Origin of the sequence: Streptomyces lancefieldiae (genome assembly GCF_031845825.1) — a bacterium.
In the GTDB taxonomy this organism is placed as follows: domain Bacteria; phylum Actinomycetota; class Actinomycetes; order Streptomycetales; family Streptomycetaceae; genus Streptomyces; species Streptomyces lancefieldiae.
Genome location: NZ_JAVRFH010000141.1, coordinates 1 through 4,440 on the forward strand (window position 1 = coordinate 1; position 4,440 = coordinate 4,440).

At 68.6% G+C, this 4,440-nt stretch carries 7 protein-coding genes and 1 tRNA gene; all 8 read right to left on the reverse strand.

All coding sequences use genetic code 11. The features are described 5' to 3' along the window. The coding region (locus RM812_RS40715; RefSeq protein ID WP_311585845.1) for a hypothetical protein at positions 1-508 on the reverse strand (508 nt) is incomplete at its 3' end. 292 nt (positions 509-800) lie between these two features. Further along, positions 801-1,178, reverse strand: a complete 378-nt coding sequence (locus RM812_RS40720) for a hypothetical protein (protein ID WP_311585847.1) — start codon at positions 1,176-1,178, stop codon at positions 801-803. Between the two features lie 189 nt (positions 1,179-1,367). After that, positions 1,368-1,817, reverse strand: a complete 450-nt coding sequence (locus tag RM812_RS40725; RefSeq protein ID WP_311585849.1) for a hypothetical protein — start codon at positions 1,815-1,817, stop codon at positions 1,368-1,370. 14 nt (positions 1,818-1,831) lie between these two features. Then, positions 1,832-2,101, reverse strand: a complete 270-nt coding sequence (locus RM812_RS40730; protein ID WP_311585851.1) for a hypothetical protein — start codon at positions 2,099-2,101, stop codon at positions 1,832-1,834. Positions 2,102-2,152: 51 nt separating this feature from the next. Further along, positions 2,153-2,530: a BlaI/MecI/CopY family transcriptional regulator gene (locus RM812_RS40735; RefSeq protein ID WP_311585857.1), complete on the reverse strand. Its 378-nt coding sequence runs from the start codon at positions 2,528-2,530 to the stop codon at positions 2,153-2,155. A gap of 174 nt (positions 2,531-2,704) precedes the next feature. Continuing rightward, positions 2,705-2,777, reverse strand: a tRNA-Ile gene (locus RM812_RS40740). 108 nt (positions 2,778-2,885) lie between these two features. Beyond that, positions 2,886-3,896 carry a Mom family adenine methylcarbamoylation protein gene (locus RM812_RS40745; RefSeq protein WP_311585853.1) on the reverse strand — a complete coding sequence of 337 codons (1,011 nt, stop codon included), beginning with the start codon at positions 3,894-3,896 and terminating at the stop codon, positions 2,886-2,888. Beyond that, a partial coding sequence (locus RM812_RS40750) for a deazapurine DNA modification protein DpdA family protein (RefSeq protein WP_311585855.1) occupies positions 3,893-4,440 on the reverse strand: 548 nt, incomplete at its 5' end. The genes RM812_RS40745 and RM812_RS40750, both read right to left, overlap by 4 nt.

Sequence of the window (4,440 nt, forward strand, 5' to 3'; positions counted from 1 at the left end):
CCTCGAGCGTGACGGTGGCCCGCTGCCCTGCACTGCGCGGAGGAACGGCTACACCGAAGTCGGCGGTAAACGTGGCTCCGGGCTTGACCTTGGCGCCGACGTCCGGCTCGGGGAAGCCGGCAACGCCAGGGCCGGTGAACGGCTTCGTCTCGAGGCCGAGTTCTCCGACGCGGACGGTCACCGAGGTCTCGGGCAGCAGAGCGATATCCGTCCCGGTGTTGGTGAGCGCCACCTTTACGCGGGCCGCGGACCAGCCGGAGGGCACCGAGTCCTTCGCGGGCGGTGTCATCTCCTGCAGCGAGCGGACCGTCGCCGTCCACGATCCGCTCTCGAGCGGCTGGGCGGCACCGAAGGAAGCTATCCCGGCCGGCAGTTCGGCCGAGCCGGCCGTGGCCGGCTGCCGGGACCCGGAAGGAGCAGCGGGTGCCGGGGCGTCGTCCTGGCCGCATCCGGTCAGGACGAGGGCCAAGAGCACCGAGGCGGCGCCGACCAGAGGGGCGGTCTTCATGGGTAAAACTCCGTTGATGTGGGCGAGGCTGAGGCTGCGATAGGGATCATGCCAAAGCACCTGATCCGCTCGACAGGCTGTCCGCCCTGCATCAGGTCCACGCGCTCATCTTGCCCGGATAAGGCCTACGAAGGGCGGGAGGTACGGGAGGCGGCCAGGCGGGGTGCCGGAGGGCTGTCCGGAGATGGTGCTGCTCCTGGGGTGCAGATGGTCCGGTTCGTGGAACGGCTGCGGGGGAGGCTGCGCCGGTGCGCAGCCTCCCCGTGCCGGAGGGGGCCGGAGGTCGTAGCCGTCAGGGAGTGGCGGGGATGGCGATGAGGTAGAACTCGTTCCCGTCCTCATCCGAGACGAGGACCGGGTGCCCCTGGTCGACCGCGGTGAAGACGCGGTCCTTGATGTCGTCGGCGCGGTCGGCCGCGGTCAGCGGGGCCTTGAGGCCGGACCGCACCGCCTCGTAGGTGGCGGGCTGCGGCCTGTAGCGGTACCGCTCGCCCTTCACCACCCGGAAGCACTCGTCGATCTCCTCGGTGCTGATGGTGTCGTCGTAGCCCTGGAGCCGGGCGACCTGGCACGTGTTGACCGCGAGGAGCTGCCGGTTGTGGATGTTGCACAGGGATCCGGGAGTGCCCTGGGGGTGAAAGTGGACGGCGGTGTCGATCGACGTGGGCAAGAGTAATCCTCCGCGATGGACGGGTAGTTGAGGCTCTGTCGAGCTCATGACATATAGAATACGTGAGTAAATCCAATTAAGCAACCCCCGGAGTTGCCTCCGAGGGTTGTCGTCACGCAGAAGGCTCCGCTGTCAGCGGCCGAGATCGTTTCTGCGTGTATGGCCAGCACCTCCCCGCTGGTCTCGGCCCTACATTGCCGGGGTGTCGGTGTCTTGGGCGTTCGGCGGGAGGGGGGTGGTCCCGGCTGTCGGGAAGCGGAGCTTCTCCACATCGGTGACCGGGGGCTCGTCCTCTCGCGGATCGTGCTCCCAGTAGTCGAAGCAGTAGCGGGCCGGAGCGTCATCGGGATGTTGGGGTGCTGTGGCGATCGTGCCGCGGTACCGCGCGAAGCGCCGCCCGTCCTGGTAGACGAACCCGGCTGTTCTGCCGCCACTGACGGTGAAGAGTTCGGGCGACGTGCTGCCGCTCTCCAGCAAGAGCAGATTCGCGGGCGGAAGGCGACGCCATCTGCTGTAGCTCGCTTCGCGCGACCAGTGGTCGCAGAACCACGACAGATCGCGGACCTCAACGGTGTGTGCGTTCAGGTAGAGGAACTCGATGTGCGCGGCGGGGTTTCTCTGGGCGTGGTTCCTCGGCACGTTGTCTCCTGAGGTCACCGGGGGGAATGCGGGCCGGGCGTCAGCCGCTGCCGGAACTGGCGCGCGAGCCGGCCGAGTGTGTGGCGGAGTACCCCCCAGCGGGGGCGTGCCGCGTACTCGGTTGAGGCATTGCGCGCGTCGAGGTAGCGATCACCGGTGGACTGGGCGGGATAGGGGTTGAGCCGGCGTCGGGAACAGAAGGAGTTCCAGGCGCCGATGAACGCCTGCTCATAGGCGTCGTAGTCCTCATCGGGGCGACGAGGGCGGAAGCAGAACGAGGGCATGACGCTCTCCGGGAGGGGTTATGCGGGGCGTGGACGCGGCCACCTAGGGGCCTAGTGGGCCTTCGGGTTCTCAGCGGCCTCCGGCCCGTGGGCGATGCGGATGGCGTCGCTTAGCGCCTGGTGCTGTTCCTCGCTCAGCATGCCGAAGAAGGCGATGAGGGCGGCGGCGGGGTTGTCGCTCTGCGACCACGCGTCGTTCATCAGCGCGGCGGCGTAGGCGGCGCGGGTGGAGACCGCCTCATAGCGATAGGCCCGGCCTTCCGGCTGGCGGCGTACCAAGCCCTTCTGATGGAGGTTGCCGAGAACGGTCATCACCGTGGTGTAGGCGATCGGTCGTTCCTGCTGGAGGTCTTCCAGGACTTCTCGAACGGTCACCGGGCGGTTCCACTTCCACACCCGTGTCATGACCGCGTCTTCGAGTTCTCCCAACGGGCGAGGTGGCTTCAGCACTCAAGTTCCTTGGTGTGGTCGGACGAAGGGAGTTCGTGCAGCCGCGGGCCGATGGTCGGGCCGGGGGCTGCATGAGGGAGGGGTATGGGTGGCACCTCCTAGGCGGGCGAGCCACGGGCGCGAGGGCCGCGGCTGGAGAAGATGTGCGTTGTGTAGCGCTGGCGGGACTCGAACCCGCGACCCAGGACTTATAGGATCCGCGCTCTTCCAACTGAGCTACAGCGCCGGGGGGTTGACGGCCCGTACCCGGCGGGTGGGGGGGGACCGGGTACGGGCCGTGAGGGCGGTGGCCTCTCGCCGACCGCCTAAATAAACTCTACAGCATGCAATCCAATTAAGCAATCTCCAGTTGGGATGCATGCACGGACCCTGGTGCGATCCCGCACGCTGCCTCGTGGGACACGGCGTGCGGGATCGCCGAGCCGCACGGGTGCTTGGGGTAGGGGCGCGGGGTGAAGCCGATGACCGTCCGCGTCCGTTCTGCCCGCGTACGGCCAACCCGCAGCAGGTAGCGGTGGTTTCCTGGGTGCGCCTGGCGTCGGGCGCCGATCTGGGCGAGGGCCTGATCCAGCCACTGCTTGAGCGCCGCGCCAGGGCCCGGGGGCGGTGGTGGCGCCCCCATCTCCTCAAGGCGTCGAGCGACGCCGGCCGCCCCCGATTCCTGGCGTAGCAGCTTGGACCGCGCCCGTGCGGTGAATGTGCTGCCGTCCGGGAGCACGGTGAGCGTGCGGGCCGTCCCCAGACCGGTGTACGTCGCCGACAGCGCCTGATACACGATGCCCAGATGACCTCGGGTCTGGATGACATGGCCGTGCTCGGTCCGCCGCCATCGTGGGACGGGATCGCTGAACATGACCGCGCCGCGCAGGCCGGCGGCCGCGGCGGATCTCAGCGCGGCCGAGGTGAAGAAGCTCTCGCCGTTGCTGGGTACGGACTCGCTGAGGACGAGGCGCGCGATCTCGGCGCTCTCCCGGTAGGGCTCCAGGTGCGGGAAGGCGCCCGTGAGAACACGGGGGTTCATGGGGCTGGCCAGCACCAGGACGCCCACCAGCGGCAGTCCCTCGACCGCGAGGTCGCCGACACCCAGTGGCGCCTCCTGGTCGAGGAGTCCGTAGGGGTGGTGCAGGACGGCGGGCCAGCCGGACAGGTAGTGGTGCCGCTGCACGAAGGCCTTCGCGGTGGCCTCCGGGATGGCGGTCACCGCGTAGCGCTGGGCTCGGAACCCGCCTTCGGAGACGTGGCGCCACGTTGGGGTGCCGTAGCGCCACCGCTGGGTGAAACCGCGGGGGTCGCCGAGCTGCATGGCCCGCAGGTCGGCGGGCCGCGGCGTGATGATCGAGGTCATGGGCACCTGCGCTGGGCGTCGGTGATGTGGTCGAGCAGGTCCTGGCGCCACCACAGGGCGTGGCGCATGCAGTTGTTCTCGCGCTGGTGGGACTCACTGCATCCGCGCTCGTGGCGGCCGCCGTAGGACCAGGCGAGGCTGTCGGCCGAGACCACGCTCTTGTGTGCGATCTTCAGCCCGGCCTTCTTGAAGCCGAACGCGTGGATGCGGATGCCGGCCCGCGCGAGGTCCGCCAGCAGCATCACGGGCAGGTCCAGGCGTGGGCGGCGGCAGATGCTTCCGACGCCGACGAGCGGTTCCTTCGTCAGGTCCACTCCGGCCTTGTCGAACATGTCGACGCACTGGAAGTAGCTGACGGACGTCCACCCCTGGATCACGGGGATGATCGGCAGGTCAGGTGCGAGCGAGCGCAGTTCGACGAAGTTCGCAACGGTCAGCTCGAGATGCTGCTTCAACGTCTTGCCCGTCTTGCGGAGCACATCCCATTCGCACATCCAGTCCTGCTGGGCGGCGGCGTGGAGCTGGCCCACCTCCTCGTGGTAAC

What these genes read in the sequence shown, in the direction of transcription:
- RM812_RS40730 (WP_311585851.1), bottom strand. Translation starts at nt 2,101, where the DNA reads ATGCCCTCGTTCTGCTTCCGCCCTCGTCGCCCCGATGAGGACTACGAC.
- RM812_RS40745 (WP_311585853.1), bottom strand. Translation starts at nt 3,896, where the DNA reads ATGACCTCGATCATCACGCCGCGGCCCGCCGACCTGCGGGCCATGCAG.